Genomic DNA, 24,580 nt, shown 5'->3' on the forward strand with positions numbered 1-24,580 from the left:
TCAGCGCGAAGGGCACCCATCCCAAGGCGGAGCTTGCCAGCTCTGGCCGCATCGGCCCATGATCCCTGCAAGACCGGGCCGGAAGAGCCCGGGCAAGGGCCACGAAACGCATTGATCCAAGGAAGGAGGCGCTCATGTCGGAGCGCAAGTCGCATCTCATTCTGTCGCGCCGCGTCGCGGTCGCAGGCATCGGTGCCGCGGTCATGGCGCCCTGGGTGTCGAAGGCCCAGACGCTGAAGAGCGAATACAAGCTCTCCGTCGTCGGCAACCGCCCCATCGCCCTTTCGGAAGGCGCGTTCCAGTGGGCGGAAATGGTGACCCAGCGCACCAATGGCCGCATCAACGTCAAGGTCTATCCGGGCTCGCAGCTCGTCGGCGGCGACCAGACCCGCGAGCTCGTGGCCATGCGCCAGGGCGTCATCGACTTCACGGTCTCCTCGACCATCAACATCTCGCCGCAGGTGCGCGAGATGAACCTGTTCTCCCTGCCCTTCCTCATGCCGAACCACCGCGCCTTCGACGCCATCGTCAATGGCGAGGTCGGCCAGACGCTGTTCAAGGTGATGGAATCGCGAGACGTGGTGCCGCTCGCCTGGGGCGAGAACGGCTTCCGCGAGCTGTCCAACTCCAAGCGGCCGATCCAGAAGCCGGAGGACCTGCGCGGCCTGAAGATCCGCTTCGCCGCCGGCGCCATCTTCGCCGACATCTATAATGGCCTCGGCGCCAACCCGGTGCAGATGTCCTTTGCCGACCTGCAGCCGGCGCTGTCGACGGGTGCCGTCGACGGGCAGGAGAACCCGGTCAACCTGTTCCTCGGCCTCAAGATGGACGCGCTGGCCCAGAAGCACATGACGATCTGGAACTACTGCGTCGATGCCGGCCTCTTCCATGTGGCGAAGCCGGTTTGGGACACGTTCTCGGCGGCCGACAAGGAGATCGTCCGCGAGAGCGCCCGCGATGCGGCCAAGGTACAGATCGCCGCGACCCGCAAGGGCCTCGGCGTGCTGGACCCCAACGACAAGTCGTCGCTCGAGGAGCTCGCCAAGCGCGGTGTCGCCACCGTCTCGCTGACGACGGAGGAGAAGCGCGCCTTCGCCCGGGCCACCCGCCCGGTCTTCGACAAATGGGCGGCGCAGGTCGGCGCCGACCTCGTCAAGAAGGCGGAAGCCGCGGCCAGCGCCGCGAGCTGATCGCCCTTACCCTCCCATGCGCGACGTGGCCGGTGCCCCGACCGGCCGCGTCCTCCGCCTGCCCGAAAGCCTGAGCCCGTGTCCGCCGAGCCCGATCCGACGGCCCCCGTGCCGAACCCCACCACGCGCGTGCCCCTCAAGATCGAGGAGGTGCTGGTGGCGGCCGCCATGGGCGGCATGGCCCTCATCACCTTCGGCAATGTGGTGGTGCGCTATCTCACCAATGTCTCCTTCGCCTTCACCGAGGAGTATTCGGTGGTGCTGATGGTGGTGGTGACCATGCTCGGCACCTCGCTCGCCATGGCGGCGGGGCGGCACATCCGCATCGGCTATTTCGTCGATTCCCGCAGCAAGGCGGGCCGCGCGCGGCTAGAGATCATCGCCATGGTGCTGGTGATCATCTGTTTCGGCATCCTCGCCGTCTATGGCGCCAGCCTCACCTGGGACGAATACCGCTTCGAGGTGCTCTCGCCGGGCCTTGGCCATCCCCAGTGGATGTATACCGGCATGCTGCCGCTGCTCTCGCTGGCGGTGATCGGGCGGGCGGTCGGCCGCCTCATCCGCTTCGCCCGGGGAGAAGAGGCATGATCGGCGTCATCCTCTTCGGCGCCTTCATCGTCATGCTGCTGGCGGCGGTGCCGATCGGCGTGGCGCTGGGCCTTGCCGGCAGCCTCGCCATCGTCCTTGCCGGCCAGAGCATCCTGGCGGTGCCGACCAATGTCTATGCGGGCATCGCCAAATACCCGCTCATCGCCATCCCGATGTTCGTTCTCGTCGGCTCGGTCTTCGACCGCACCGGCGTGGCGCTGCGCCTCGTACGCTTCGCCACCGCGCTGGTGGGCGCCGGGCGCGGCGCGCTCGCCACCGTCTCGGTGCTTGTCGCCATGGTCATCGGCGGCATTTCAGGATCGGGCCCGGCGACCTCGGCGGCGGTCGGCCAGGTCGTCACCCGCTCGATGATCAAGGACGGCTATCCGCGCTCCTTCATCGCCTCGACGGTGGGCGCGGCGGCGGCGACCGACATCCTCATCCCGCCCTCCATCGCCTTCATCATCTATGCGGTGATGGTGCCCGGCGTCTCCGTGCCGGCCATCTTCGCCGCCGGCATGTTCCCCGGCATCCTCGCCGGCTGCGCCATCATCGTGCCGATCCTCATCATCTCCTGGATCAAGGATTTCGGCGGCAAGACTCGCGGCACCGAGGAGGCGCTCACCGTCTGGGGCACGTTCAAGGAGGCAATCTGGGGCCTGATGGCGCCCGTCGTCATCCTCGGCGGCATGCGCACCGGCGCCTTCACGCCGACCGAGGCCGCGGTCATGGCGGTCGCCTATGGCCTGTTCATCGGCTTCTTCATCTATCGCACCCTGACCCTGCGCGACGTCTACGAGATGCTGGTGGAGGCGGGCGAGCTCTCGGCCGTCATCCTCATCGTCGTGGCGCTGGCCTCGGTCTTCGCCTGGTCGACCTCGACGCTCGGCATCGTCGAGCCCATCGCCAAGTGGATCGTCGGGCTCGGCCTCGGGCAGTACGGCACCATCGCGCTTCTGATGGTGGCGCTCATCATCATCGGCATGTTCCTCGACGGCGTGTCGATCTTCCTGATCCTGTTGCCGGTGCTCATCCCGATCGCCAATTCCTTCGGCTGGGACCTCGTCTGGTTCGGCGTGCTGCTGACCATGAAGATCGCCATCGGCCAGTTCACCCCGCCCCTGGCGGTGAACCTCATGGTCTCCTGCCGCATCGCCCAGGTGCCGATGGAATCGACGATCCCCTGGGTGTTCTGGATGATCATCGCCATGTTCGTGGCGCTGGCCATGGTCGTGGCGGTGCCCGACATCGCCCTGTGGCTGCCGAGGACGCTTGGGTACTGACGCTTCGATCCTGATGCGACGAACGGGGCAAACCTGACGACCGGTTCATCCTTGATGCACCGCGGAAAATCCCCCATTGTCGCGCCGACCTGAAATGGCCGTTCGCGGCAGGGATCAGCGGGGGCGACACGCGCCCCCCGGGAGGCGAAGAGAAATGAGTTCGAAGGTCTTTTCCTCGGCCAGGGACGCCCTGGCGGGCCAGATCAAGGACGGCATGACCATCATGTCGGGTGGCTTCGGCCTCTGCGGCATTCCTGACGTGCTGATCGAGGCGGTGCGCGACTCGGGCGCCAAGAACCTCACCGTCATCTCGAACAATGCCGGCGTCGACGGCGCCGGTCTCGGCATCCTGCTCGAGACCAAGCAGATCAAGAAGATGATCTCGTCCTATGTCGGCGAGAACAAGCTCTTCGCCCAGCAGTTCCTGTCCGGCGAGCTGGAGCTCGAGTTCAACCCGCAGGGCACGCTGGCCGAGCGCATCCGCGCCGGCGGCGCCGGCATCCCCGCCTTCTTCACCAAGACCGGCGTCGGCACCGTCATCGCCGAGGGCAAGGAGGTCCGCGAGTTCGACGGTGAGACATATGTGATGGAGCGCGGCCTCTTCGCCGATATCTCGCTCGTCCATGCCTGGAAGGCCGACAAGGAGGGCAATCTCGTCTTCCGCAAGACCGCCCGCAACTTCAACCCGATGATGGCCACCGCCTCGCGCATGACCATCGTCCAGTGCGAGCACCTCGTCGAGGTCGGCGAGATCGACGGCGACGTCATCCACACGCCCGGCATCTATGTGAAGCGCATCGTCCATGTGCCGAATGCCGTGAAGCGCATCGAGCAGCGCACCACCCGCCCGAAAGCAGCCTGAGAGGAGACGAGAGCATGGCCTGGACCCGTGACCAGATGGCCGCCCGCGCCGCCAAGGAACTGCGCGACGGCTTCTATGTGAACCTCGGCATCGGCATCCCGACGCTGGTCTCCAACCACATCCCCGCCGGCATGACCGTGCAGCTCCAGTCGGAGAACGGCATGCTGGGCATGGGCCCCTTCCCCTTCGAGGGCGAGGAGGACCCGGACCTGATCAATGCCGGCAAGCAGACCATCACCGAACTGCCGACGACGAGCTTCTTCTCCTCCTCCGACAGCTTCGCGATGATCCGCGGCGGCCACATCAACCTCTCCATCCTCGGCGCCATGCAGGTGGCCGAGAACGGCGACCTCGCCAACTGGATGATCCCGGGCAAGATGGTGAAGGGCATGGGCGGCGCGATGGACCTCGTCGCCGGCGTGCAAAAGGTCGTGGTGGTGATGGAGCACACGGCCAAGGACGGCCCCAAGCTCCTGAAGCGCTGCAACCTGCCGCTGACCGGCGCCGCGGTGGTCGACCTCGTCATCACCGATCTCGGCGTCTTCGCCATCGACAAGAAGGGCGGCACCGGCATGACCCTGCTCGAGCTCGCCGAGGGCGTGACGCTCGAGGAGATCAAGGCCAATACCGAGGCCTCCTTCACCGTCGCGCCGGGCCTCGCGGCGGCGGCCTGACGACCCATCCCTCGCCGTCGCGGCAGGCCCCGCCCGCCGCGATGGCCAGAGATGTCTCCGGCGAATTGTCGCGGCCTTGCCGCGACCTGCCCTCGGCCATCGAAATGCCACGGGGCCGATCGATGGTCCCGATCCACAGGATTGGAACTTCACGGCCCGCATGACCGCAGTCGGGCACAGCCGGGACCGGGACCACCTCGCGTGACCCTCACCACACCTCTCCAGCGCATCGCTGCGGCCGCAGGCGCGATTCTCGCCGCCTTTGCCGCCGTGCTGCTGCTCGTGCCGCTGCTGCTGCCGACGGAGACGGTGCGGGCGACGACGACGGCCGAACTCGCCCAGCGCCTCGGCCTCCCCGTCGCGATCCGCGGCGGCATCACCCTCTCGGTCTTCCCGCAGCTCTCCGTGCGGCTCGACGATGTGCGCTTCGGTGACGAAACGCAGGGAAGCGATGCGCCGGTGCGGGCGGAGAGCATCACCGGCGCGCTGCGCCTGCTGCCGCTTTTCGCCGGCCGCGTCGTGATCTCCGACTACACGATCCACCGCCCGCAGATCCTGGTGCAGGTCGCCGCCGACGGCCGCTCCAACTGGGACCGCGCCTTCGACCGGCTGCGCAGCGCTGCCCGCGAGCGGCAGGCCGGGCTCACCGATTTCCGCATCACCGAGGGCCGCGCCACCATCGTCGACGGGCTGAGCCAGTCGCGCACCGAGATCCGCGACCTCGACTTCGCTGTGTCCTGGCCCGGCGGCGAGCGGCAGGCCAATGTATCCGGCAAGCTGACGATCAACGGCGAACCGCTGGAGATCAATGCCGTGGTAGCCCGGCCGCAGGCGCTGTTCATCGCCGAGCCGACCGGCCTCAAGATGCGCTTCACTTCGGTGCCGCTGCGCGGCGGCTTCGAGGGCACGCTCACCAATGGCGACACGGTGACCGCCAATGGCGCCCTCACCGCCGAAGGCCCCTCGCTGCGCAACCTGCTGCGCTGGCTCGGGCAGAATCCGGGCATCGGGCCCTCGCTCGGCGCCTTCGCCCTCAAGGGTCAGGTGGATGTGCTGCCCAACGCGCTCGCCTTCAGCAAGGTGAATGCCGAGCTCGACGGCAATGTCGCGGAAGGCGCGCTTTCCGTGGGCTTCACCGGCAGCCGGCCGCTGGTCCGCGGCACGCTCGATGCCGGCCGTGTCGTCGCCACAACCTATTTCCGCGACCTGCACCTGGCGCCGGAGCCGGGACGCGGCTGGAGCCGCCGGCCCATCGACCTCGCGGCGGTCGCCGCCATCGATCTCGACCTGCGCGTCTCGGCGCGCGAGCTGGTCATCGGCCAGGCCGAGTTCGGCCGCTCCGCCGCCCTGATCACCGCCCGCAACGGCCGCATCGCCATCACGCTCGGCGAGGCCATCGCCTATGGCGGCACCCTGAGCGGCACGCTCGCGGTGACGCCGGCGGGCGAGGAGATGGACCTGCGCGCGACCTTGAGCGTCCAGCGCGCCCAGCTCGGCCAGGGCCTCGGCGAATGGTTCGGCTTCCGCCGCCTCGAGGGCACCGCGAACCTCCAGGCCTCCATCGAGGCCCGCGGCGACACGATGGCGGCGCTGGCCCGCACCGCCTCCGGCCAGGTGACGCTGACCGCCATCGAAGGCTCGCTCCAGGGCTTCAATGCCGAGGCCATCCTGCGGCGGCTGGAGCGCCGGCCGCTCGCCGCCGCCGGCCAGGACGCCCGGTCCGGCCGCACGCCCTATGACCGCATCTCCGCCACCATCCGCGTCATCAGCGGCGTCGCCGTGACGACCGATATGGTGCTGGACGGGCAGGTGGTGACGGTGCGCATGGAGGGCACCTCGCAGCTTCCCGTCCGCGACCTCGACCTGCGCGGCGTGGCGACGCTGAAGCGCACCGCCTCGGCGAGCCCGCGACCGGGCGAGGGCAATTTCGAGCTGCCCTTCGTGGTGCAGGGATCCTGGGACGATCCCTTCGTGCTGCCCGACCCGCAGATCCTCATCCGCCGCTCCGGCGCTGCCGCACCGCTGCGTGACACCACCCGCGACCGCGATGCGCTGAAGGCGGTTCTCGACGCCATCAACCGGCAGGCCGGTTTCGATCCCGACAGCCTGCCGCCGCCCGCCGCGGCCTATGGCGCCTTCCCGCCGGCTGCACCGCGTCCGTGACCATCACGACGACCTGCGGCCTCGTCGCGCCCCGGCGCGCCATGGCAAGGTGAGCGTCGCCGATTCGCTGACCCGCCCCCTCCCGAGAGCCTCGATCCGCGCCCGATGCCAGCCCTTCGCCTGATCTTCGCCGCCCTTCTCGCCCTCGGCCTTGCCGCATCAGCCCCATCTGCCGTCGCGCAGGCCCCGGGTGGTACCACCACCGCGGCTCCGGGATCGGCGCAGGCGGCGATCGATTTGGCCCGCGCCTATCTCGATCAGGTCGAGGCGACGCTGGAGCGGCCGCTGGGCGAGGTGGAGCTCACCGAGCTGCGCAACCGCCTCGATCCGCTGCGCGAGAGCCTTGCCGCCGCCCTCGGTTCGGTCGAACCGCGTCTCGCCGAGGCGCGCGACCGGCTGAGCCAGCTCGGGCCGAAGCCCGCCGACAATGCCCCGCCGGAAGCGCCGGAGGCGCGCCAGCATCGCGAGGAACAGACGCGGGCGGTGGCCGATCTCGACGGGCGGGTGCGGGCGCTCAGGGTCCAGCAGGTGCGGATCGACCAGATCGCCGAGCGCATCACCGACCGCCGCCGCCAGCTCTTCACCGCCCAGCTCTTCGAGCGCTCCATCCCCATCGTCGATCCGCGGTTCTGGGTGCAGCTCACCGAGGCCCTGCCGACGCTCGGCCGCGCCACGCAGTATCTCGCCGAGGACTGGTGGCATCACCTCAAGGACATCGCCGGCGCGGGCCGCCTCATCGTCGCGCTGGCGGTCGGACTTCTCGCCGCGCTCTTCCTGTTCTGGGCCTATCGCCAGGCGCGGCGCTACGGCCTCTATGCAACGCCAGCCGACGTGCCCGCCTCGAAACTGGCGCTGGTTGGCGCTGCGATCCGCACCGCGCTGGAGCGCTCGATCGTCCTGCCGATCCTCGTCGGCGTGCCGATGCTCATCATCCAGAATTTCGAGCTCGCCCTGCCGCGGGCCCAGCCGATCATCGGCGCTGTCTTCACCGCCGTGGTGATCATCGCCGTCACCCGCGGCGTGATGCAGGCCGTGATGGCGCCAGGCGCCCCGGCCTACCGGCTGGTGACGCTGCCCGACGCCTTCGCCGACACGGTGTTCAGCTCGGTCCGGCTCGCCGGCTGGATCATCGCGCTGGGCCTCGTGGCGCTGGCCGTCGCCCGGGTCATCATCGCCCCCGTGGCGGTGACGGTGCTCATCACCAGCGCCACCGCCATCGGCATCGCCGTGGTCATCTTCCTGTTCCTGCGCGGCACGATGGAGCGCGGGGCGGAGAGCGAGGACGGTGGCGTCCCCGAGGCCGGCGCCACGACGCAGCGCCAGCCCTGGGCCTGGACGCGGCCGGCGCTCTGGCTCGCCCTCGGCATCATCGCCATTGCGCTGGTCGCCGGCTACACGGCGCTCGCCGCGTTCCTGGCGAGCCGCATCGCCGCCGCCGTCGTGATCGCCGCGGTGACGGTGATGATCCTCGTCCTGCTCGACACGGTGATCGGCGAATGGTTCGGGCCCGCCACGGTGCGCGGGCGCTCGGTCTCCGCCGCCATCGGCATCCGGCCGGACCGGCTCGACCTCATCGGCACGCTGTTCGGCGGCGTGCTGCATGTCGTCGTGCTCTTCGCCTCGGCGCTGGCCGTCTTCGGCCCCTGGGGCTTCGGCGGCGCCGCGGCCTCGCTGGAAGACGCCTTCTTCGGCGTGCGCTTTGCCGAGGTGCGTTCCATCGCCCTGACCATTGCCGGCGCAGCCCTGGTGCTGGCCATCGGCCTTCTGGCGCTGCGCGCGACGATGGGCTGGTTCCGCGACAAGGTGCTGCCGCGCAGCGGCATGGATTCGGGCCTGCAGAACTCGGTCGGCACCATTGTCGGCTATGCCGGCTTCGCCCTGGTGGGCGGCCTCGTGCTGCGCCAGATCGGCCTCGACCTCTCCAACATCACCATCATCGCCGGTGCCCTGTCGGTCGGTATCGGTTTCGGCCTGCAATCCATCGTGCAGAACTTCGTCTCGGGGCTGATCCTGCTCGCCGAGCGGCCGATCCGCGTCGGCGATTCCATCGTGGTGAAGGGCGAGGAGGGTCATGTCCGCAAGATCTCGGTGCGCTCCACCGAGATCGAGACCTTCGACCGCGCCACGGTCATCGTGCCCAATGCCGAGCTGATCACCGGCGTCGTCAAGAACTGGACGCTCGCCAACACGCTGAGCCGTATCACCATCCCCGTCCGCGTCGCCTATGATTCCGACCCGGATATCGTCCGCGACCTGATGATCCAGGCGGCCTGCGACAACCGCTTCATCGTGCAGGACCCGCCGCCGCGCGTCTTCCTCATGCGCTTCGGCGATCTCGGCCTCGAATTCGAGCTGCGCGGCGTCGTCACCAATGTCGAATATGGCCTGACCACCCGCTCCGACCTGCAGCTCGCCATCCTCAACAGCTTCCGCAAGAACGGCATCATCATCGCCCCGCCGGTGCAGCGGGTGCAGACGCCGGAGCCGGAGAACGGCGTGCCGATCGATCCGAAGGACGGCGCGAAGCCGGCCTGAGACCCCTCAGAAGAGGCTGCGGACCGCGTCGCGCGCCTTCGCGAGGGTGCCGGCGACGGCCTGCTCATAGGGCAGCTGCGGCACCGGGATGCCGAGCAGGGTGCGCTTCTCCGGCGCCGGCGGCTTGGGCGCGATCATGCTGGCCAGCTCGAGCGGCGCACCGGGCGGCGTCGCCGGCACGGACGTGGCCAGCATGGGCGTGGCCGGACGCTGCGGCGGTGCGGCGCTGCGCCGTGCGGCGGCGGCCGCCTGCGCCTGGACTTGTGCCTGTGCTTGCGATTGGGCCTGTGCTTGCGATTGGGCCTGGCGCTGCGGACGCGAGGGCACGGGCACGATGGCGGGCAGGGTCGCCTGCGGCGGCTCGAGATCCTGGGCGCGGGCCGGCGGGGCCGCGGCGGGCCAGAGGAAGGCGGCCTCGAAATCGACGGGCGTGGCGACCGGGAGCGGCGCCAGCTTCTCGCGAGAGCTGGTCAGGAGGCCGGGCGCCGCGAGATCGACCAGCGGCGGTACGATGAAGGCAGCCGCCGCGGTCGCGACGATCGAGACGACGACCTGCCCGGCCAGACGGCGGCCGCCAGCCGCCACCCAAAGAACCATCTTGCCCACGGACCTCTCCGTCCAACGCCAACCTGTTCCCCGAATTGGCCTGCGGTTTGTGGCATCAATCCGGACCGAATTGTTGCGGTGTCAGCCAGTTTCGTAGCGGTATGTTTCTACGGCCGGCGCATCGGCGGCGCCCGTCCAGGCGCGAAGGGCCGAGAGGCCCGGCGGGGTTACGGCCAGCGCCCGGCTTTCCGGCAGGCGGCGCAGCCAGTGGCGGGCCAGCGCATGGTCGAGGATGGCCCGCCCGAGAGCGCCGGCCAGATGCGGCCGGCGCTCGCTCCAGTCGAGGCAGGCGCGGCAGAGCGGCCGGCGGGACAAGGCGAGCGAGGCAAGGTCGATCCCCTCGGCCGCGAAGAAGCCGCGGCCACGGGCGGTGAGCACGGGGCTGCCATCCGCGGCGTCGAGCCGTCCATCGGCGAGGAGGGCGTCGTAGAGCCTGACGCCCCATTCGCCGGCGAGATGGTCGTAGCAGACGCGGGCGGTGCGGAGCGCCGGATCGCGGGGACCCGGGCGGGTGCGCAGCCGGCCGGTGCGGGCGGCAAGGCCCATCAGCCCTTCCAGCACGGCGGCGACCTTGGGCCCGGCGAGGCGCACATAGCGATGGCGGCCCTGCGCCTCCACCAGAACCAGCCCCGCCTCGCGCAGCCGGGCGAGATGGCCGCTGGCGGTGGGCGCGGCGATGCCGGCCTCGCGGGCGAGTTCGCCGGCGGTCAGCGCCCGGCCGGTCATCAGCGCGGCGAGCATGTTGGACCGGGCGGGATCGCCGATGAGCGCGGCGAGGCCGGCGATGGAGGGACCTTCCTTCATGGCGGACATGGTCTTGGCGGGCAGCCTCATGACGGAGTGCGGGACGAACGCCTGGCAGACTATACCGATCGGGGCGGCGATGCTTCGGCCGGCGCCAAACCGTCGTCCTGCCGGCGGCGGCCAGTGTCGGGCCATCGCCACGCATCTCCGGGAACGCCATGGTCACCCTCGTCGCCGCCGCCATCGTCTTCGTCATTGCCGGCTTCGTGAAGGGCGTGATCGGCCTGGGACTGCCGACCATCGCGGTCGGGCTCCTCAGTCTCGTCGTGCCGCCGGCCCAGGCGGCGGCCTGGATGCTGGTGCCCTCGCTGCTGACTAATGTCTGGCAGGTGGCGGCAGGTCCCAACCTCTGGCCGCTGACGCGGCGCCTCGCCACCCTGCTGGCGGGAATCGTCGTCGGCACCTGGGCGGGCGGTGGCATCATCGCCGGGGCCTCCGCCGGCCTCGCCTCGGCAGCGCTCGGCGTCACGCTGATGCTCTATGCCGGCCTCGGGCTGTCGCCGTTCAGGCCAAGGGTGCCGGCGGGGGCGGAGCCCTTCCTGTCGCCGGTCGTCGGGCTGCTGACGGGGGTGGTCTCGGCGGGGACGGGCATCTTCGTCATGCCCTCGGTGCCCTATCTCCAGGCGCTGGGGCTGGAGAAGGACGACCTCGTCCAGGCGCTCGGCATCACCTTCCTCGTCGCCACGGTGGCGCTCGGCTTCGGGCTGTTCTCCCAAGGCGTGCTGGCGGGCGGCGCGGCGCTCACCTCGCTCGCCATGCTGGCGCCGGCGCTGGTCGGGATGTGGCTCGGCCAGGTCGTGCGTGCGCGGATCAGCGCCGCGGCGTTCCGGACCTGGTTCATGATCGGGCTTCTGGTGCTCGGCGCGCATCTGGCGCTGAAGCCCTGGCTATGAGGGGGTGGCGCTGCAGGGCACAATTCCCTTCGCCCTACCCCTCCAGCCATTCCCGGAGCTTGGTGACCCGCGGCTTCATCCGCCCGCCATCCACGGCGATGCGCAGGGCCCGCGTCTCGCCGACCATCACCACCAGCGACCGGCCGCGCGTCACCGCCGTGTAGATGAGGTTCCTCGCCAGCATGGCGTAGTGCTGCGTCGTGACCGGGATGACCACCGCCGGATATTCCGAGCCCTGGCTCTTGTGGATGGTGGTCGCATAGGCCGGCATGAGGTTTTCGAGGTCGCCGAACGAGTAGGAGACCTGCCGTCCGTCGAAGAGCGCGACGAGCTCGCCCTCCTCCTGGTCGATGCGCAGCACCTGGCCGAGATCGCCGTTGAAGACGTCGCGGTCATAGTCGTTGGCGGTCTGCATGATCCGGTCGCCCGGCGCATAGGTCCAGCCGAAACGCTCGATGGAGCGGCCGGCCGGGGGGTTCAGCACCTTCTGCAGCTCGATATTGAGGTTGCGGGCGCCGAGCACGCCCTTGTTCATCGGCGCCAGCACCTGCACGTCGCGCATCGGATCAAGGCCGAAGCGGCGGGGGATGCGCTCCTTGACCATCTCGATGATCTTGGCGAGGCCGCTCTCGGGCGTCGCGGCTTCCACCCAGTAGAAGTCGCTCTCGGCGCCGGCCGGGACGGCTTCCGGCATCTCGCCGCGGTTGATGGAGTGGGCGGTGGAAATGATGCGGCTCGCCTCGGCCTGGCGGAACACCTCCGTCAGCCGCGCCACCGGCACCAGCCCCGAGGCGATGATGTCGGCGAGCGCCTGGCCCGGGCCGACGGGGGGAAGCTGGTCGACGTCGCCGACGAGCAACAGGCCTGAATCGGCGGGCAGCGCCTCGACGAGGGCGAGCATCAGCGGAATGTCGACCATGGAGGTCTCGTCGACCACCAGCAGGTCGCATTCCAGGAGGTTCTCGCGGCCGCGCGAGAAGGCGCCGAATTCCGGATCGATCTCGAGCAGGCGGTGGATGGTCTTGGCCTCCAGCCCCGTCTGCTCGGTCATGCGCTTGGCGGCCCGTCCCGTGGGGGCGACGAGGGTGACCTTCACCTCCTGCCGCGTCAGCAGCTTGAGGATCGTGTCGAGCAGCGTCGTCTTGCCGACGCCGGGCCCGCCGGTGATGACCGAAACCTTGGCGGAGAGGATGGTGGCGAGCGCCTCGCGCTGCGAGGGGGCGAGGGCCTTCCCTGTCCGCGCCTCGACGCGCGGCACTTCCGTTTCGAGGTCGATCCTGCCCCAGGGCGGCGAGCCTTTCGACAGGTCGCGCAGCCGCTCGCCGATGATCTTCTCGGCGCGGTGGAGCTCCTTCAGGAAGAGGTGCGGCTCGCCGCGCAGCGTATCCGCGACGAGGTTGCGGGCGGCGACCTCGGCATTGGCGGCCTCGGCCACCAGCGTCTCGTCGGCCTCCAGCAGGCGGGCGGCAAGCGCCACCGCCTCCTCGCGCGGCAGGCCGGTATGGCCGTCGTCGCGGGCCTCCTGCAACGCATAGGTGATTCCGGCGCGCAGGCGCTCCGGCGCATCGCGCGCAAGGCCGAGCGACACCGCCACCTGGTCGGCGGTAAGGAAGCCAATGCCGCGCACGTCGCGGGCGAGGCGATAGGGGTCCTGGCGGATGAGGCCGATGGCATCGGTGCCGAGCGCCCGGTAGACCCGCGCCGCCTGGCCGAGGCCCAGGCCGTGCTCCTGCAGGAAGACGCCGAGGTCGCGGACGATGCGGTCCTCCGCCCAGCTCTCGGTGATGCGGCGGATGCGGGCATCGGTGAGGCCGACAATCTCCTTGAGGCGGTGCGGCTCGGAATCCAGCACCTCGAAGGTGCGCTTGCCGAAGGCCTGGACGATCTTGTGGGCCGTGGCGATGCCGATGCCCTTGATGGCCCCCGAGGCGAGATATTTTTCGATGCCGTCCTTGGAGGCCGGCGGCGCTGTGACGAGGCGGGCGGCCTTGAACTGCAGGCCGTGGGTGCGGTCGTTCACCCAGCTGCCCTCGGCGGTCATCATCTCGCCGGCGGCGACGGCAGCCGTCGTGCCGACCACGGCGATGGGCTGCGGCTTGCCGCGCACGCGCACCTTGAGCACGGCAAAGCCGGTGGCGGGGGAGTGGAAGGTCACCCGCTCGATCGTGCCGGTCAGGGTCTCGGCCGGACTGTCCGGCGACGGGTCGGCGCTCGCGCGCATCAGGTGCGAATCGCTCTATGGAAAGGTTGAACGGGAGCGGGCGGAGGCTAGACCGCCGGGTGGCCCGCGTCCACGCCGAAGCCTCCCCCCTTGCAATCCGGCGGCGAGCCCCCATCTCAAGCCTACCGGTTGACGAGGCCCGCTCGTCCGCCCGCATCCAGGGGGTACCGTTCGCGGAACCATCCTTGAAGCGCGGCGTTGACAGGGTGTGGCGGTTCTCGCGGACCCATGGCCGGCATCGACGATGCCCGCAAGGTCCGCGCAGCATTTCAGCCCGGACGCGAGATCACCTCATCCAGCCGACCGCGGATGTAACGGCGGCAAGAGGGTGGTCCCGCGTCGACAAATTCTGTATGACGCGAACCCTGGCATTGAGCGGCCTTGCCGCTTCGCCGGGGTTTTGTGCGCCGGGAGGGCCGGCAGATCGACGGAGAAGCCAAGCTGATGGCGAAGGAAGACGTCCTCAATTTCGAAGGCAAAGTCACCGAAGTCATGCCCGATGCCCGGTTCCGGGTGGAGCTGGACAACGGCCACATGGTCGTCGTCTACACGGCCGGCAAGATGAAGAAGAACCGCATCAAGACGCTGGTCGGCGACCGCGTGACGGTGGAGATGACGCCCTACGATCTCGACAAGGGCCGTCTCGTCTTCCGCCACAAGGGTGATGCTCCGCCTCCCGGTCCGCGCCCCGGTGGCGCCCGTCCCGGCGGCCCTCAGCGCCGTCGCTGATCGCGTCGCGCGGGGTCGTCCCGCGCGCCTGACCGGCCTGCCCTCCGGGCGGGTCGCGACGCCTTGTCGTCGCCGCTCCGACACGGGTCGTCCATGTCATCGTCACGTTCGCCCTCCTCCAGCGCGCCCGCCTCCGCTTCATCCCGCGCCGCCACGGCGGCGGGGTTTGGCGCCATTGGCCTGTGGGGGCTGCTCGCCCTCTTCACCGCCGCCTCCGGCACGGTGCCGCCCTTCCAGCTCACCGCCATGACCTTCGCCATCGGCGGGACCATCGGCCTCGCCGTGGTGGCCTTCCGCCCCGGCGGCATGCGTCTGCTCGCCCAGCCGCCGACAGTCTGGCTGCATGGCGTCGCCGGGCTCTTCGGCTATCACGCGCTCTATTTCACCGCGCTTCGCTTTGCCCCGGCCGCGGAGGCGAACCTCCTCAACTATCTCTGGCCGCTGCTCATCGTCGTCTTCTCGGCGTTGCTGCCGGGCCACCGGCTGCGGGCGCACCACGTGCTCGGCGCGCTGCTGGGCCTCGCTGGGACCGTATTGCTCATCGCGGGGCGTGGCGGGCTGGGCGGGACTTTGTCCGGCACTGCGGCCATCGGCTATGCGGCGGCGCTCGGCTGCGCGTTCACCTGGGCGGCCTATTCGGTGACGGCGCGGCTGCTGCCCGACGTGCCGACGGAGGCGGTGGCCGGCTTCTGCCTCGCCACATCGGCGCTGGCGCTCGTCTGCCATCTGGCAGTCGAGGTCACGGTCTGGCCGGCATCGGCGGGGGAATGGCTGGCCATCGTCGCCCTAGGCCTCGGGCCGGTGGGCGCGGCCTTCTACCTCTGGGACCGCGGCATGAAGCGCGGCGACATCCAGGTGCTGGGGGCGGCGAGCTATGCCGCGCCGGTCATCTCGACGCTGGCGCTGGTGGCCTTCGGCCATGCCGCGGGGAGCCTGTCACTGGGGCTGGCGGTCGCGCTGATCGTTCTGGGCTCGGTGGTCGCCGCGAAGGAGATGCTGCGGCGGTAGGGCGCCCTGCAAAGCGCAACTGCGTCCTTCGAGGCTCGCTCGCTACGCTCTCTCGCACCTCAGGATGAGGAATGGTGAGACCTGCATCCGGCGCGGCATCAACGGGCAGGTCGCGTTCCGGCCAGCCATTTGCCAGCCACCAATCTCCCTCATCCTGAGGTGCGAGCCTGAAAGGCGAGCCTCGAAGGACGCACGTCCCGGAATGCCGGTCTGCCGAGGCAGAACTCACCCCTGCGGCATGCGCCGGCAGTGATAGGCATAGGCCACCTGGAACCCGAGGCGCTCGTAGAGGGCGTGGGCCTTCACATTGGTCTGGCGCACCTGGAGATAGGCGCTGCGGGCGCCGTGGGAGCGTCCCCAGTGCAAGAGCGCGCCGATCATCCGCTGGCCAGCGCCCGAGCCGCGCGCGGCAGGGTGCACCGCGAGATCATAGAGCCCGACATAGCCGCGATCGGAGACGCCGAGGCCGAAGCCTACCGCCTTGCGGTCGATATAGACGGTGGCGAAGGCGGTCTCGACACGGATCGAGCCGACGATGCGGCCGAGCATGTCGCGCTGCCAGTCGGCGAGCTCATAGGCCTCCGCCGCGCCCTCGACCCAGGCCTCGGTGGGCTCCTCCGACAGGACCACGGCGGCATCGCGCGCGCCCTCCATCTTCACCCTCTCGGCGAGCGAGGCGACCATCACGTCGGTCTCGTCGTAGATGGTCCAGCCGGCCTCCGCGAAGGCCTGATCGATGCCCTCGCCGGCGAGCGGGGTGATGCGCACCATCGGCTCGATGCCGGCCCGGCGGTAGAGGCTCTTCACCGTGCGGATCAGCTCCTCGCCGCTGATGGACGAGGGGTAGAACGGGCTCGCCGCATTGGAGCGCTTGGTATGGCCGCCGGCCATGCGCAGCATCCAGCCGTCGCAATAGACCGTCTGCAGGGCCGGCCAGGCGTTGAACAGCCGCTCCTCGATGGTGCGGACGAGGGCGATGTCGGTCATGGAAAAAGGTCCGTGATGAAAGGGATCAGGCGCCCGGATGCCAGCCGGGGGCCGCCAGCCGGAACCCGGCAAAATCGAAACCGGGGGCGACGGTGCAGCCAACCAGCGTCCAGTCGCCGAGCGTCTCGGCCGCCTGCCAGTGATGCGGCGGCACGACGCCTTGCGGCCGCTCGCCCTTGCCGAGATCGGCGCCGAGGATGAGTTCGGTCACCGGGCCGGCATCGGTCGCCGCCAGCGACAGCTTGAGCGGCGCGCCGGCATGCCAGTGCCAGATCTCCACCGCGTCCACCGTGTGCCAGTGGGAGCGCTCGCCGCGCTTCAGCAGGAAATAGATGGCGGTGGAGGCAGCGCGGCCATCCGCACCGGGGGCGTCGCGAAAGGTCTCGCGGAAATAGCCGCCCTCGGGATGGGGCTGGAGCCCGAGCAAGGCGATGATCGCGTCGGCCGTCATCGTGTCCCCCGTCATCACGTCACTTGCGGTTCCGGCCGAAATCCGGATCGGCCGTGTCCTGCCGCTGGTCGATGATCGAGCGGCGGATGGCGCGGGTGCGGGTGAAGAGGTCGAAGAGCTGGTCGCCCTGGCCCCAGCGGATGTTGCGCTGGAGGGCGATGAGGTCCTCGGTGAAGCGGCCCAGCACCTCCAGCACCGCCTCCTTGTTGTGGAGGAAGACGTCGCGCCACATGGTCGGGTCGGAGGCGGCGATGCGGGTGAAGTCGCGGAAGCCGCCGGCCGAGAACTTGATCACCTCGCTCTCGGTGACGGTCTCGAGGTCCGAGGCGGTACCGACGATGTTGTAGGCGATGAGGTGCGGCACGTGGCTGGTGATGGCGAGGACGAGGTCGTGGTGGTCGGGCGCCATGACCTCGACCTTCGAGCCCAGCGCCTGCCAGAAGGTGGTGAGCGTCTCGATGGCGGCGGGGTCGGTGTCCGGCACGGGGGTGAGGATGCACCAGCGGCCATGGAACAGCTCGGGGAAGCCGGAATCGGGGCCGGAATGCTCGGTGCCCGCCACCGGATGGGCGGGGATGAGATGGACGCCCGGCGGCATGTGCGGCGCCATCTGCGCGACGATGGAGCCCTTGGTCGAGCCGACATCGGAGACGATGGCGCCGGGCTTCAGGTGCGGGCCGATCACTTCGGCCACAGCGCCCATGGCGCCGACGGGGACGCAGGCGATGACGAGGTCGGCATCCCGGACGGCGGCGGCCATGTCGGTCGTCGCCTCGTCGGCGAAGCCGAGCTCGCGCACGCGAGCGACCACCGCCTCCGAGCGGTCGGCGGCGATGACGCGGCCCGCCAGCGGCAGCTGGCGCAGGGCGCGGGCGATGGACGAGCCGATCAGGCCGATGCCGATCAGCGTGACCGTGCCGAACAGCGGAGCGTCGGTCACCGCTTCATGAACTCGGCAAGCGTCGCGACGAAGTGGCGGTTCGCCTCCTCGGTGCCGACGGTGAGGCGCAGCGCATCGGGCAAGCCATAGGCGCCGACCCGGCGCAGGACGAGGCCCTTCGACACGAGGAAGGCGTCGGCCTCGGCGGCGGTCTTGCCGGCATCCTTCGGGAAATGCAGCAGCAGGAAGTTGCCGACCGAGGGCGTGACCTTCAGGCCGAGCTTCTCGATCTCGGCGGTCAGCCAAGGAAGCCAGGTCTCGTTGTGCTCGATGGCCTTCTGGACGAAGGCCTGGTCGGCAATGGCGGCAGCACCGGCGGCGATCGCCGCGGCATTGACGTTAAACGGCCCGCGGATGCGGTTCACCGCGTCGATGAGATGGGCCGGGCCGACCATCCAGCCGATGCGCAGCGCGGCAAGCCCATAGATCTTCGAGAAGGTGCGCGTCATCACGACGTTCTCGTTGGAGGCCACCAGCTCCAGGCCGCTCTCGTAATCGTTGCGGCGGACATATTCGGCGTAAGCCGCGTCGAGGATCAGCAGGCAGGTCTTCGGCAGGCCGGCATGGAGCCGCTTCACCTCGTCGAAGGGGATGTAGGTGCCGGTCGGATTGTTCGGGTTCGCGAGATAGACGATCTTCGTCTTCGGCGTCACCGCGGCGAGGATGGCGTCCACGTCGGTGGTCAGGTTCTTCTCCTTCACGACGACGGGCGTGCCGCCGGCCGCGAGGATGGCGATCTTGTAGACGAGGAAGCCGTGCTCGGTGAACAGGCCCTCGTCGCCGGGGCCGATATAGGCATTGGTGAGCAGCGACAGCAGCTCGTCCGAGCCCGAGCCGCAGAGGATGCGGTCGGCGTCGAGGCCGTAGAGGCCTGCGATCGCCTCGCGCAGCTCGGCCGAGGTGCCCTCGGGATAGAGCTCGAGTTTCTCGGCGCCCTTCCGATAGGCCTCGATGGCCTTGGGGCTGGCGCCGAGCGGCGTCTCGTTGGACGAGAGCTTGTAGACCTTGGCCGCGCCCGGCGCGCCGGACTTGCCGGGCACATAGGCGTCGATCGCCATCACACCGGGACGGGGAACGGGACGCGTGGCTTCGAGGGTCATGTCGGCACCGGAAACGAGGGGCGGCCCGACCCGGCGGGTTCAGGCGGCGATCGGCTTCGCGGTGTAGCCGACCGTGCGGGCGGCTTCAACAGTGATGCCGGAAGCGGCGTCCTGCGCGATCTCCGCATCGGAGGCCTCGCGCGGGCCCCAGGCGAGGATGTGGTGGCGACCGCCCTCCTCCGCACTGGCGATGACGGCGTCGACATCGACGGGGGGCCTCCCCGTCAGCGTCACCGCGACGATGCGGGTGTCGAGACCGGCCGTGTCGATGGAGGGATGGCCGATGACGAGCGCCTGAGGCGGGCGCGGGCTCGCGGCGCGGGCGATCGCCGGGGCGGTCGCCATGGCAATGGGCTGGTCGGCGAGGCCGAGCTTCTCCCACCAGGGCTCGCGGGCAGCGCCCAGGCCGATCAGGCCGAGGTCGCCGCGGTCACGGCCGATGGCGGCGATGACCGAGGCCGGGCTCGAATGTTTCACCAGCGGCACGCCGAAGCCGAAATGGAAGCGGGCGAGCTCGCGGGCATTCTCCTGCTCCGGACCCATGACCACGTGCACCGAATGGGGCGACTGGACATAGGTGAAGGTGGAGATGATCTGCCGCCAGATCTGCACGACGAGCTCCACCGGCAGGCGGCCGGAATGGTTCTCGACCAGGCGGCGGACGACATCGGCCTCGCGCGCCGGGCGGAAGGCCGAGCCGGTCTCGGCGGTCTTCTTCACCGCGATCAGCGTCTCGATGATCTGGCCGCGCTCCATCAGCAGCCTGTGCATGGCGGCGTCGATGCGGTCGATCTCGCCGCGCAGGTCCGCAAGGCTCGGCGGGGGCTTGGTGGGCATGGGATCAGTCCTGCGCGAAAGAGACAGCGATCAGGCGAAGAGCGTGTCGGCGGCGGCGCCCGGCAGGGCGGCGGTGACCTCGATCTCGACCTTCATCTCGGGCTTGTAGAGGCCGGCGACGACGAGCAGCGTCGAGGCCGGGCGGATGTCGCCGAAGACCTCGCCGAAGATGGGGAAGACCTTGTCGGCATCGGCGGGATCCGTGATGTAGTAGGTGGCGCGCACGACATTGGCCATGGAGGTGCCGGCCTCCTTCAGCGTCGCGGCAATGGTCCGGAAGCAGTTGCGGGTCTGCTCCTCGACGGTCGCGGGCAGGGTCATGGTGGCGTAGTCGTAGCCGGTGGTGCCGGCGACGAAGACGAAGCCGCCCTGGACCACGGCGCGGGAATAGCCGGCCGTCTTCTCGAAGGGCGAGCCGGTGGAGATCAGGCGGCGTTCCATGGCGCAGGTCCGGTGACGAGGCGGGGGCCGCGACGTTTACACAGTCCGCGACGCCAAGAACAGATCGCCCCGCGCGAAGGAGACCTTCCATCTCCCCGGGAAGTCCCGCCGCCGAGGCGGCTCAGCGGGACGCGCCCGCCGGATCGACCTCCAGGCGGTAGCCAAGGCCCCGCTGGGTGTGGATCAGCGGCTGGGCCTGCCCGGCATCGACCTTGCCGCGCAGCCGGCCGATATAGACATCGACGATGTTGGTGAGCGGGTCCTCGTTGACGCCCCAGACATTGGCGAGGATGCGCTCGCGGCTGAACAGCCGGCCGGGAGCGCTCATCAGCAGTTCGAGCAGCGCCATCTCCCGCGCCGTCAGCGCCAGGACCTTGCCGCCGCGCGTGACCTTCATCGTCACCCGGTCGAGCTCCAGGTCGGCAACGCGGAGCACGGTGCGGGCCGGGCTCTGCAAGGCGCGGCCCCGCCGCCTGAGGGCCTCGATCCGGGCCAGCAGCTCCTCGAAGTCGAAGGGCTTGCAGAGATAGTCGTCGGCGCCGAGGCGCAGCCCGGTCACGCGGTCCTCGACCGTCGACAGGGCGGTCAGCATCAGGATGGGCAGCTCGACCTGGCCGGCGCGCAGCGTCTGGCAGAGGTCGAGGCCGCTCATGTCGCCGAGCATGAGGTCGAGGATGACGAGGGTGGTCTCGCCGCCGCCGCGGTGGTCGTCCCAGGCGGCACGGGCCTGGTCGAGACCCTCGGCGCCGCTGCGGGCGACCTGCACCCGCATGCCCTCCGCCCGCAGGCCCCGCTGCAGGAAATCCGCGATGCGCGGGTCGTCCTCGATGATCAGGATGTTCATGCCGAAACCGCCGTTCCCTCGACTGCCAGCGGCAGGGTCACCGTGGCCGTGGTGCCGCGACCGGGGCTGCTCGCCAGGGTGATCTCGCCACCATGGCCGCGGGCCAGCACGCGGGCGATGGGCAGGCCGAGGCCGCTGCCATCGGCGCGGTGGAGAACCGCATTCGCGGCGCGATGGCTGCGGTTGAAGACCCGCGGCAGCTCCTCGGCGGCGATCCCGATCCCCGCGTCATGGATTCGGATCTCGACTCTCGGCGCGTCGCCCTCCATCCGCACCGCGTCCAGCCGCACCGCCTGGCCAGGGCGCGAATAGCGGACGGCATTGTCGAGCACGGCCAGCAGCAACTGCCTGAGACGGTCGGCATCGCCGATCACCGGCAGGGCCGCGGGCCAGGGCTCATGGTCGAGGCTGACGCCGCCCGCCCGGGCTATGGCTTCGCCGGAGGAGATGAGATCGTCGAGGATGGTGACGAGATCGAACGGCACGCGCCGCAGCGACAGGGCGTCGATATCGCTGCGCGCCATGGTGAGCAGGTCGTCGATGGCGAGGCTGAGGTGGCGGGAGGCGTCCTCGATCCGCCGCAGCGAGGCCTGGTATTCCTCGACCGGCTTGTCGGCACCGCGCAGGGAGACCTGCGCCTCGCCGCGGATGGCGGTGGTCGGCGTGCGCAATTCGTGGCTTATGTCGGCGAAGAGCTGCCGGCGGCGGGCCTCCGCGTCGCTCTGCGCCGCGAGCGCGGCGCGCAGTTCGGAGGTGCGCACGGCCACCTGCTCCTCGAGGGCCGAGCGGGCCGCAGATTCCACCCGCCGGCGCTCCGCCAGCTCCTCCGCCATGGCATTCATGCTGCGCCCGACATCGGCGAACTCGTCCGTTCCGGTGACGGGAATGCGGTGGGAGAGATCGCCCCGCCGCAAGGCCGCCGCGCCATCAGCGAGGCCGCGCAGCGGGCCGCGCAGCGCCCGGGTGAAATAGGCGGCGAGCAGCAGCGCCACCAGCACGAGGGCCGCCGTCGATCCGATCCAGGAGCGGCTGAGCAGGGCAAGGGCGGCATCGGTGTCGGCCCGCTTCTCGCGCAGGGCCGTATCCTCGCGCTCGATGCTCTCGGACAGGAGGAGGCGCAGGTCGCGGCCCTCGGCGCGGTCGAAGAGGTCATTGGCGAGGCGCCAGGCCAGGGCGGCGTCGGTGCCGGCGGGGACCGGATTGAGGCTGGCAAGGCCGCGGCCGAGCTGGGCGAGGCTCCCCTCCAGGACCCGCAGCGCGTCCCGGCGCTCGGCCTGGCGCTGCCGCGCCGCGGGGCTGTCGTCGAGCAGCACGGCCTGGGCGGCGAGGCCCTTGAGCTCAGCGAGGACGAGCCGCATGCGCTCGAGCAGGGCGTCGCGCGGGGCGTCGCCCGCGGCGGCGCCGAATTGCTGCTGGGCGAGCCAGGTGCGCAGCTGCTGCTTGTCCGACCGGAGCTCGGTGAAGCCCTGCTTGATGTCGGCGGCCACACGGCCCCTCAGCACATGGCGCTCGACCTGGCCGACGGCCCACAGCGCCACGATGCCCTGCACCACGGCGATCGAGCCCAGCAGGGCCAGCGCCAGCAACAGGCGACGTCCGAAAACGTTGGAGGGCCGGGCCGGGGTCGGGGTCGTCATCTGTTTTTCATGCGCCGTTCAGGGCCCGCTCATTCCCGGTTCAAGCCGGCGTCAGCGGCGGCAGCCTACACCGATACCGGCGCTGGCGGCGACACCGTCATCACCCGCCGGCGCCAGACAACCCGAGGAGACCTCATGACCATCCGCCATCCCGCCCTTGCCGCCGCTTTCCTGGCGCTGGCCACCGTGTCCGGCTCCGCCTCGGCACAGACCGTCGTCAACCAGGCCATCACCGAGCGCGAGGTCGTCGCGGCCCAGCGCGCCTGGTGCGATGCCCTCGTCAGCATCAGCACGACCCATGCCTCCCAGGGTCAGCCCGCCGCCAAGGCCCTCGCCGAGCGCGTCATCGATGCCGCCTACGGCTACCAGATGGGCGCCGTCCTGTTCAAACCGACCCTGACCGTGGCGCCGCAGACCTTCCGCACCACCCGCGCCGGCGCGCTGGCCTATTTCGTCGGTGGCGACTCGGCCTTCCCGAACGACAAGGGCTTCGCCCTGAGCGGCTGGACGAAGTGCGAGGCGACCAACAGCGCGATCTTCATCGCCGGCACCTCCGCCTCGACCATGGGCAATGTCGCCATCACCGGCCCGAACGGCGCCGTGACGACGGTCGACAAGACCTGGACCTTCGTGAAGGACAGCGCCGGCCAGCTGCGGATCGTCGTGCACCACTCGTCGCTGCCCTACCGGCCGAACTGAGCAGGCTGGGCGGGCGCATCACGCCCGTTCTCTTGAGGATCCGTTCCCCCGGATGGCCCGGCGCGCCTCGCGCCGGGCTTTTCCGTCAGAGCCAGGGACGCGCCGTCGAGACGGTCTTCTCGAAGCTGCCGATCGACTTCTCCTTGACCATGGTCAGGCCGATGTCGTCGAGGCCGTTGAGGAGGCAGTGCTTGCGGAAGGCGTCGATGTCGAACTTGATCGTGCCGCCGTCGGGGCCGCGGATCTCCTGCGCCTCGAGGTCGACGGTGAGCGTGGCGTTGGAGCCGCGGTCGGCGTCCTCGAACAGCTTTTCCAGCTCTTCCGGCGTCACCGTGATCGGCAGGACGCCGTTCTTGAAGCAGTTATTGTAGAAAATGTCGGCGAAGCTGGTGGAGATCACGCAGCGGATGCCGAAGTCGAGCAGCGCCCAGGGGGCGTGCTCGCGCGACGAGCCGCAGCCGAAATTGTCGCCCGCCACGAGGATCTGGGCGTTGCGATAGGCCGGCTTGTTCAGCACGAAATCCGGGTTCTCGGAGCCGTCATCCTTGTAGCGCGCCTCGGAGAACAGGCCCTTGCCGAGGCCGGTGCGCTTGATGGTCTTCAGGTACTGTTTCGGGATGATCATGTCGGTGTCGACATTGATCGTCCGCATCGGCGCGGCGACGCCGGTCAGCACATTGAACTTCTGCATGGGTCGTGTCCCCCTCGGCTCTTGGGCGGCGATGTATCAGAGGCGCGGCGCCATGGGCAAGGCGGCCGAACGGGCCGCGGGGTTGCAGAGCCGGCCCGGCCGGCCGATATGGCAGGTCCGGGAGACGATCATGACCGTTCGCGACACCATCACCGAAAAGCTCACCGCCGCCTTCGCGCCGGCCACGCTGGAGGTGATCGACGAGAGCCACCATCACCAGGGCCATGGCGGCTGGCGCGAGGGCGGCGAGACGCATTTCCGCGTGAAGATGGTCTCGGCGGCCTTTGCCGGGAAGTCGCGGGTGGACCGCCACCGCGCCGTCAACCAGGTGCTCGACGCCGAGCTCAAGGGCCGCGTCCATGCGCTGGCGCTGGAGACCAGGGCGCCGGGGGAGTGA

General features: G+C 69.9%; 24 protein-coding genes. 12 read left to right on the forward strand and 12 right to left on the reverse strand.

The genetic code is table 11. The features are described 5' to 3' along the window. The first annotated feature begins 134 nt into the window (after window positions 1-134). The 7 genes from O9344_RS12015 to O9344_RS12045 all read left to right on the forward strand — a co-directional run bounded on the left by O9344_RS12015 (window position 135) and on the right by O9344_RS12045 (window position 9,295). Window positions 135-1,190, forward strand: coding sequence for a DctP family TRAP transporter solute-binding subunit (locus tag O9344_RS12015; RefSeq protein ID WP_298477227.1), 1,056 nt, complete (start codon window positions 135-137; stop codon window positions 1,188-1,190). Window positions 1,191-1,268: 78 nt separating this feature from the next. Further along, the gene (locus tag O9344_RS12020; protein WP_298477231.1) at window positions 1,269-1,778 is read left to right on the forward strand and encodes a TRAP transporter small permease; all 510 of its coding nucleotides are present in this window, start codon (window positions 1,269-1,271) and stop codon (window positions 1,776-1,778) included. Then, entirely contained in the window at window positions 1,775-3,061 is a 1,287-nt protein-coding gene (locus O9344_RS12025) for a TRAP transporter large permease (protein ID WP_298477233.1), read from the forward strand. The genes O9344_RS12020 and O9344_RS12025 overlap by 4 nt, the downstream gene beginning before the upstream one ends. A 154-nt stretch (window positions 3,062-3,215) precedes the next feature. Continuing rightward, window positions 3,216-3,923, forward strand: a complete 708-nt coding sequence (locus O9344_RS12030; protein WP_298477235.1) for a CoA transferase subunit A — start codon at window positions 3,216-3,218, stop codon at window positions 3,921-3,923. 14 nt (window positions 3,924-3,937) lie between these two features. Further along, window positions 3,938-4,597 (forward strand): 3-oxoacid CoA-transferase subunit B, encoded by a 660-nt coding sequence (locus O9344_RS12035; protein WP_298477237.1) that lies wholly within the window; start codon window positions 3,938-3,940, stop codon window positions 4,595-4,597. A gap of 201 nt (window positions 4,598-4,798) precedes the next feature. Further along, the gene (locus O9344_RS12040; RefSeq protein WP_298477239.1) at window positions 4,799-6,760 is read left to right on the forward strand and encodes an AsmA family protein; all 1,962 of its coding nucleotides are present in this window, start codon (window positions 4,799-4,801) and stop codon (window positions 6,758-6,760) included. A gap of 105 nt (window positions 6,761-6,865) precedes the next feature. Beyond that, window positions 6,866-9,295 carry a DUF3772 domain-containing protein gene (locus tag O9344_RS12045; RefSeq protein ID WP_298477241.1) on the forward strand — a complete coding sequence of 810 codons (2,430 nt, stop codon included), beginning with the start codon at window positions 6,866-6,868 and terminating at the stop codon, window positions 9,293-9,295. 6 nt (window positions 9,296-9,301) lie between these two features. Here O9344_RS12045 and O9344_RS12050 read toward each other — a convergent pair whose 3' ends face one another. Both O9344_RS12050 and O9344_RS12055 read right to left on the reverse strand, forming a co-directional pair. Beyond that, window positions 9,302-9,901 (reverse strand): hypothetical protein, encoded by a 600-nt coding sequence (locus O9344_RS12050; RefSeq protein WP_298477243.1) that lies wholly within the window; start codon window positions 9,899-9,901, stop codon window positions 9,302-9,304. 81 nt (window positions 9,902-9,982) lie between these two features. Beyond that, entirely contained in the window at window positions 9,983-10,705 is a 723-nt protein-coding gene (locus O9344_RS12055; RefSeq protein ID WP_298477479.1) for a winged helix-turn-helix domain-containing protein, read from the reverse strand. A 158-nt stretch (window positions 10,706-10,863) separates the two neighbouring features. On the opposite strand from O9344_RS12055, the gene O9344_RS12060 reads away from it, so the two are divergent. Beyond that, window positions 10,864-11,598 (forward strand): sulfite exporter TauE/SafE family protein, encoded by a 735-nt coding sequence (locus O9344_RS12060; protein WP_298477245.1) that lies wholly within the window; start codon window positions 10,864-10,866, stop codon window positions 11,596-11,598. A 34-nt stretch (window positions 11,599-11,632) separates the two neighbouring features. On the opposite strand, the gene O9344_RS12065 is transcribed toward O9344_RS12060, so the two are convergent. Continuing rightward, complete coding sequence (locus O9344_RS12065) at window positions 11,633-13,819, reverse strand: ATP-dependent RecD-like DNA helicase (RefSeq protein WP_298477247.1); 2,187 nt, start codon at window positions 13,817-13,819, stop codon at window positions 11,633-11,635. Between the two features lie 444 nt (window positions 13,820-14,263). On the opposite strand from O9344_RS12065, the gene infA reads away from it, so the two are divergent. Both infA and O9344_RS12075 read left to right on the forward strand, forming a co-directional pair. Continuing rightward, window positions 14,264-14,548 (forward strand): translation initiation factor IF-1, encoded by a 285-nt coding sequence (infA, locus tag O9344_RS12070; RefSeq protein WP_106750684.1) that lies wholly within the window; start codon window positions 14,264-14,266, stop codon window positions 14,546-14,548. Between the two features lie 93 nt (window positions 14,549-14,641). Further along, window positions 14,642-15,556, forward strand: coding sequence for a DMT family transporter (locus tag O9344_RS12075; protein ID WP_298477251.1), 915 nt, complete (start codon window positions 14,642-14,644; stop codon window positions 15,554-15,556). A gap of 225 nt (window positions 15,557-15,781) precedes the next feature. Here the strand turns inward: O9344_RS12075 and O9344_RS12080 are convergent, their stop codons facing one another. The 8 genes from O9344_RS12080 to O9344_RS12115 all read right to left on the reverse strand — a co-directional run bounded on the left by O9344_RS12080 (window position 15,782) and on the right by O9344_RS12115 (window position 22,793). Further along, window positions 15,782-16,543 carry a GNAT family N-acetyltransferase gene (locus tag O9344_RS12080; RefSeq protein WP_298477253.1) on the reverse strand — a complete coding sequence of 254 codons (762 nt, stop codon included), beginning with the start codon at window positions 16,541-16,543 and terminating at the stop codon, window positions 15,782-15,784. Between the two features lie 25 nt (window positions 16,544-16,568). Further along, on the reverse strand, window positions 16,569-17,009 hold the full coding sequence (locus tag O9344_RS12085) for a cupin domain-containing protein (RefSeq protein ID WP_298477256.1): 441 nt from the start codon (window positions 17,007-17,009) through the stop codon (window positions 16,569-16,571). A 4-nt stretch (window positions 17,010-17,013) separates the two neighbouring features. Next, window positions 17,014-17,934, reverse strand: coding sequence for a prephenate/arogenate dehydrogenase family protein (locus O9344_RS12090; protein ID WP_298477261.1), 921 nt, complete (start codon window positions 17,932-17,934; stop codon window positions 17,014-17,016). Continuing rightward, window positions 17,931-19,034: a histidinol-phosphate transaminase gene (gene hisC / locus O9344_RS12095; protein WP_298477264.1), complete on the reverse strand. Its 1,104-nt coding sequence runs from the start codon at window positions 19,032-19,034 to the stop codon at window positions 17,931-17,933. Before hisC ends, O9344_RS12090 begins: the two co-directional genes overlap by 4 nt. A 39-nt stretch (window positions 19,035-19,073) precedes the next feature. After that, window positions 19,074-19,871, reverse strand: a complete 798-nt coding sequence (locus tag O9344_RS12100) for a chorismate mutase (RefSeq protein WP_298477266.1) — start codon at window positions 19,869-19,871, stop codon at window positions 19,074-19,076. Between the two features lie 30 nt (window positions 19,872-19,901). Next, window positions 19,902-20,312 carry a RidA family protein gene (locus O9344_RS12105; RefSeq protein WP_298477269.1) on the reverse strand — a complete coding sequence of 137 codons (411 nt, stop codon included), beginning with the start codon at window positions 20,310-20,312 and terminating at the stop codon, window positions 19,902-19,904. A 121-nt stretch (window positions 20,313-20,433) separates the two neighbouring features. Further along, a complete protein-coding gene (locus O9344_RS12110; RefSeq protein ID WP_298477272.1) occupies window positions 20,434-21,156 on the reverse strand; it encodes a response regulator transcription factor in 723 nt (240 codons plus the stop codon). Then, a complete protein-coding gene (locus O9344_RS12115; RefSeq protein WP_298477274.1) occupies window positions 21,153-22,793 on the reverse strand; it encodes a HAMP domain-containing sensor histidine kinase in 1,641 nt (546 codons plus the stop codon). Before O9344_RS12115 ends, O9344_RS12110 begins: the two co-directional genes overlap by 4 nt. A 135-nt stretch (window positions 22,794-22,928) precedes the next feature. Between O9344_RS12115 and O9344_RS12120 the strand changes: the two genes are divergently transcribed. Next, window positions 22,929-23,492: a hypothetical protein gene (locus tag O9344_RS12120; protein WP_298477277.1), complete on the forward strand. Its 564-nt coding sequence runs from the start codon at window positions 22,929-22,931 to the stop codon at window positions 23,490-23,492. A gap of 85 nt (window positions 23,493-23,577) precedes the next feature. On the opposite strand, the gene leuD is transcribed toward O9344_RS12120, so the two are convergent. Continuing rightward, entirely contained in the window at window positions 23,578-24,183 is a 606-nt protein-coding gene (gene leuD, locus O9344_RS12125) for a 3-isopropylmalate dehydratase small subunit (protein ID WP_298477280.1), read from the reverse strand. A gap of 130 nt (window positions 24,184-24,313) precedes the next feature. Here leuD and O9344_RS12130 point away from each other — a divergent pair, with 130 nt between their 5' ends. After that, window positions 24,314-24,580 carry a BolA family protein gene (locus O9344_RS12130; protein WP_298477283.1) on the forward strand — a complete coding sequence of 89 codons (267 nt, stop codon included), beginning with the start codon at window positions 24,314-24,316 and terminating at the stop codon, window positions 24,578-24,580.

Origin of the sequence: Phreatobacter sp. (assembly GCF_027532945.1) — a bacterium.
Lineage (GTDB): Bacteria > Pseudomonadota > Alphaproteobacteria > Rhizobiales > Phreatobacteraceae > Phreatobacter.

Coding starts and splice junctions, on each gene's coding strand:
- O9344_RS12015 (WP_298477227.1), top strand. CDS start 135: ATGTCGGAGCGCAAGTCGCATCTCATTCTGTCGCGCCGCGTCGCGGTC.
- O9344_RS12025 (WP_298477233.1), top strand. CDS start 1,775: ATGATCGGCGTCATCCTCTTCGGCGCCTTCATCGTCATGCTGCTGGCG.
- O9344_RS12030 (WP_298477235.1), top strand. CDS start 3,216: ATGAGTTCGAAGGTCTTTTCCTCGGCCAGGGACGCCCTGGCGGGCCAG.
- O9344_RS12035 (WP_298477237.1), top strand. CDS start 3,938: ATGGCCTGGACCCGTGACCAGATGGCCGCCCGCGCCGCCAAGGAACTG.
- O9344_RS12045 (WP_298477241.1), top strand. CDS start 6,866: ATGCCAGCCCTTCGCCTGATCTTCGCCGCCCTTCTCGCCCTCGGCCTT.
- O9344_RS12055 (WP_298477479.1), bottom strand. CDS start 10,705: ATGAAGGAAGGTCCCTCCATCGCCGGCCTCGCCGCGCTCATCGGCGAT.
- O9344_RS12060 (WP_298477245.1), top strand. CDS start 10,864: ATGGTCACCCTCGTCGCCGCCGCCATCGTCTTCGTCATTGCCGGCTTC.
- O9344_RS12065 (WP_298477247.1), bottom strand. CDS start 13,819: ATGCGCGCGAGCGCCGACCCGTCGCCGGACAGTCCGGCCGAGACCCTG.
- infA (WP_106750684.1), top strand. CDS start 14,264: ATGGCGAAGGAAGACGTCCTCAATTTCGAAGGCAAAGTCACCGAAGTC.
- O9344_RS12075 (WP_298477251.1), top strand. CDS start 14,642: ATGTCATCGTCACGTTCGCCCTCCTCCAGCGCGCCCGCCTCCGCTTCA.
- O9344_RS12080 (WP_298477253.1), bottom strand. CDS start 16,543: ATGACCGACATCGCCCTCGTCCGCACCATCGAGGAGCGGCTGTTCAAC.
- O9344_RS12085 (WP_298477256.1), bottom strand. CDS start 17,009: ATGACGGGGGACACGATGACGGCCGACGCGATCATCGCCTTGCTCGGG.
- hisC (WP_298477264.1), bottom strand. CDS start 19,034: ATGACCCTCGAAGCCACGCGTCCCGTTCCCCGTCCCGGTGTGATGGCG.
- O9344_RS12100 (WP_298477266.1), bottom strand. CDS start 19,871: ATGCCCACCAAGCCCCCGCCGAGCCTTGCGGACCTGCGCGGCGAGATC.
- O9344_RS12105 (WP_298477269.1), bottom strand. CDS start 20,312: ATGGAACGCCGCCTGATCTCCACCGGCTCGCCCTTCGAGAAGACGGCC.
- O9344_RS12110 (WP_298477272.1), bottom strand. CDS start 21,156: ATGAACATCCTGATCATCGAGGACGACCCGCGCATCGCGGATTTCCTG.
- O9344_RS12115 (WP_298477274.1), bottom strand. CDS start 22,793: ATGACGACCCCGACCCCGGCCCGGCCCTCCAACGTTTTCGGACGTCGC.
- O9344_RS12120 (WP_298477277.1), top strand. CDS start 22,929: ATGACCATCCGCCATCCCGCCCTTGCCGCCGCTTTCCTGGCGCTGGCC.
- leuD (WP_298477280.1), bottom strand. CDS start 24,183: ATGCAGAAGTTCAATGTGCTGACCGGCGTCGCCGCGCCGATGCGGACG.
- O9344_RS12130 (WP_298477283.1), top strand. CDS start 24,314: ATGACCGTTCGCGACACCATCACCGAAAAGCTCACCGCCGCCTTCGCG.